General features: G+C 74.6%; 4 protein-coding genes. 1 reads left to right on the top strand and 3 read right to left on the bottom strand.

From position 1 onward, the window contains the following. On the top strand, positions 1-361 hold a 361-nt coding region (locus ACY45C_RS10085), incomplete at its 5' end, for an arsenate reductase ArsC (protein ID WP_462187364.1). A 37-nt stretch (positions 362-398) separates the two neighbouring features. On the opposite strand, the gene ACY45C_RS10080 is transcribed toward ACY45C_RS10085, so the two are convergent. The 3 genes from ACY45C_RS10080 to ACY45C_RS10070 all read right to left on the bottom strand — a co-directional run. Continuing rightward, on the bottom strand, positions 399-917 hold the full coding sequence (locus tag ACY45C_RS10080) for a MarR family winged helix-turn-helix transcriptional regulator (protein WP_462187363.1): 519 nt from the start codon (positions 915-917) through the stop codon (positions 399-401). A 180-nt stretch (positions 918-1,097) separates the two neighbouring features. Then, positions 1,098-1,553, bottom strand: a complete 456-nt coding sequence (locus ACY45C_RS10075) for a cobalamin biosynthesis protein (protein WP_462187362.1) — start codon at positions 1,551-1,553, stop codon at positions 1,098-1,100. Beyond that, positions 1,550-2,798 (bottom strand): cobyrinate a,c-diamide synthase (locus ACY45C_RS10070; RefSeq protein ID WP_462187361.1); only part of this gene is annotated, 1,249 nt, incomplete at its 5' end. The genes ACY45C_RS10075 and ACY45C_RS10070, both read right to left, overlap by 4 nt.

Here is a 2,798-nt window from a genome sequence, read left to right as displayed (position 1 = left end):
ATTCCTGCGACACCTCGCCGGTGACCGGATCGAGGTGCGTTCCGCCGGCTCCCTGCCCGCCGAGCAGGTCAACCCCGCCGCGGTCGCCGCCATGGCCGAGGTCGGCATCGACATCACCGGCCAGAAGCCCAAGGTGCTGACCACCGAGGCGGTGCAGGCCTCCGACTATGTGATCAGCATGGGCTGCGGCGACGCCTGCCCGGTCTTCCCCGGCAAGAACTATCTCACCTGGGACCTCGACGACCCCGCCGGCCAGGGCGTCGACGCTGTTCGCCCGATCCGCGACCAGATCGAGATCCTTATCAAGGACCTCATCGCGGAGATCGGCAGCCGGCCGGAGCGTCCGGGCATCCCAGCCTGACCGCTCTGCCCGCCGAGGTAGATGCCAACGTGCGTGATTACGCCCCCCGGAGATCCGCGCTCAGGGCCCGCCGGTGGCGGCGGGGGACGGGTCCGGCCGTGCGGCGGTCATCGAGCTGTTCGACCAGGCGTGACAGGGCCGGCAAGGCTTCGACGATAACGGCCTGGTCGGCGGCGGCGAGCCGGCCCAGTGCGTCGCCGAGCCTGCGTTCGTGGGCCTCGCGCCACCCCTGCAGATGGCGGGTACCGGTCTCGGTCAACGACACCCGGGCCGCGCGCCGGTCGGCCGGGTCGGTGACCCGCCGCAGAAGATCCGCGTCCGACATCTGTTGCACCAGGGTGCTCACCGTATTCGGAGCCAGGTGGAGCAGGCCGGCGAGCTCACCTACCCGCGCGCCGTCGCGTTCCTGCAGGCACTGCAACAACTCCACCTGGGCCATCGGCAGGGCCTCCCACGGGTAGTCGCTGCGGATACTCGTCCGCAGCACCCGTCGAAGTCGAGTGACGACCTCGGTCAACGCCCGCGCGTCCCGCTCCAGCCGTAGCTGCACCGCCACCCCGACAGGATAGCTAGGAAAGGGCCGGGTTTCACCGGTCGGATCAGCAGGTTCTCCGCGCCGACGATCGCCTGGCGGGATCATCACCCGCTCGTGTTTGTCTTCCTTAACAACACCAGCGGCGCGAGCCGATGCTGATCAAAGTGGTCCGCTCGACCACCCAGCCGACCTGGTCCGCGGTCACGCGGAAGCGCCGCTACCCCGATCCGGCGCGCCATGCCGGGCGATCGCGACCGTCACCCGCCGGCCGGCGCGTTTGGGCACGAGCAGGACCGGCTGTGGCATGGCCGTTCCCAGGGACAGGGGGACAGCGAGGGGGATCAGGCAGGCGGCCTCGGCGACGCTCGGGGTGCCGAGCGCGGCGTGGGCGGCGGCACCGGGATGGGGCACGTCGACGCCTGCGAGCAGGGCGGCGGGATGGCCCACCAGCGGCCAGCCGTGGTGGCGTGCGGCGGCGACGACGCCCGGTTCGTCCCGGCGGGCCTCGACCGTCGCCATCCGGCGCACCGCGCTCATCGGCGCCGCGAGGTCGTGCAGCGCCGCCTCGACCAGCCCCAGGATCTCCGCCGCCGTCACCCCGGGCCGTGCACCGACACCGACGACCAGTCCCCCGTCCCCCGGTTCTGCTCCGGTCACGCCGCGCGGGCGGCGGCGAGCAGGCGGGTGGCGGCGCCGGGTCGTCCGGCCCAGTGCAGATGCAGGTAGGAGGCGTGCACCCGGCGGTGCACGAACCCCTCGGACATCCACGGCGACGCCGCCTGCTCCCCGCCACGCCGGCCACCACCCGCGACGCGTCCCGGCGCAGGCCGGGGAGCGGTTCCGGGTATCGGCAGCCACCACGCCGCCACCCCCGACGGCCCGGGGGGCCCGCCCGCGGCGCCGCCGCGGGCGGGGGACGGCGACCGTGGGTCGGACGGCGACCGGCCGGGTGGGGGCAGCAGGACCGTACGGTGGAACTCGTGGGCGTGCACGGTGGTCCCGGCCGCCGCCAAGGGGCTGTCCGCGGCGGCGATCGCGCTGCGGTAGCCGAGGGTGAGCCGCGGGCCCATCACCGCCTCCACGTCGAGAACCCCGCACATCGGCGCGCCGTCCAGGGTGCGGGCCAGGTAGAGCAGTCCGGCGCACTCGGCGGCGACCGGCCCGCCGCGGGCGGCGAACGCGGCGACCTCGGCGCGTAACCGGGCGTTGTCGGCGAGCGCGGCGACGTGCTCCTCGGGGAAACCACCGCCGATGATCAGGGCGTCGGTTCCCGGTGGCAGCGTCTCGTCGCGCAGCGGGTCGACGGGGACGACGTCGGCGCCCGCGGCGGTGAGCAGCTCGATGTGTTCGGGGTAGCCGAAGGTGAACGCGGCTCCCCCGGCGACCGCGACCCGCGGGGGCCGGTCGGGCACCGCGGGCACCGCCGGGTCTGCTGTCGTGACCGCTACCGGAGCGATCGCTGCCGGGTCCGCCGGTCCGGCCGCGGCGAGCACGGTGGCCGGATCCCAACGTGCGACGCGCAACGGCGGCGCGGTGCGTGCCACCCGCAGCAGGGCGTCGAGGTCGCAGGCGGATCCGACCAGCGCGCCGAGCCGGTCGACGGCGGCGACGGCGGCGGGCCTGCGTTCCGCCGCCGGTACCAGACCGAGATGCCGCGAGGGGGTGTGGACGGCCTGTTCCCGCGGCACCGCGCCGAGCACGGGCACGGCGATGTCGTCGAGTGCCTCGGTGAGCAGGTCGCGGTGACGGGGGGAACCGACCCGGTTGAGGATCACCCCGGCCAGGCGGATCCGCCGGTCGAATCCGCGGAACCCGGCGACGAGCGCGGCGATCGAGCGGGCGGCGCCGGAGACGTCGACGACGAGCACGACGGGGGCGTCGAGCAGCCGGGCGACGTGCGCG

The sequence above is a fragment of the Frankia sp. CcWB2 genome, from assembly GCF_977927585.1.
The sequence above is the reverse complement of the archived record's forward strand: the minus strand, read 5'-3'. Positions and strand labels throughout refer to the sequence as shown.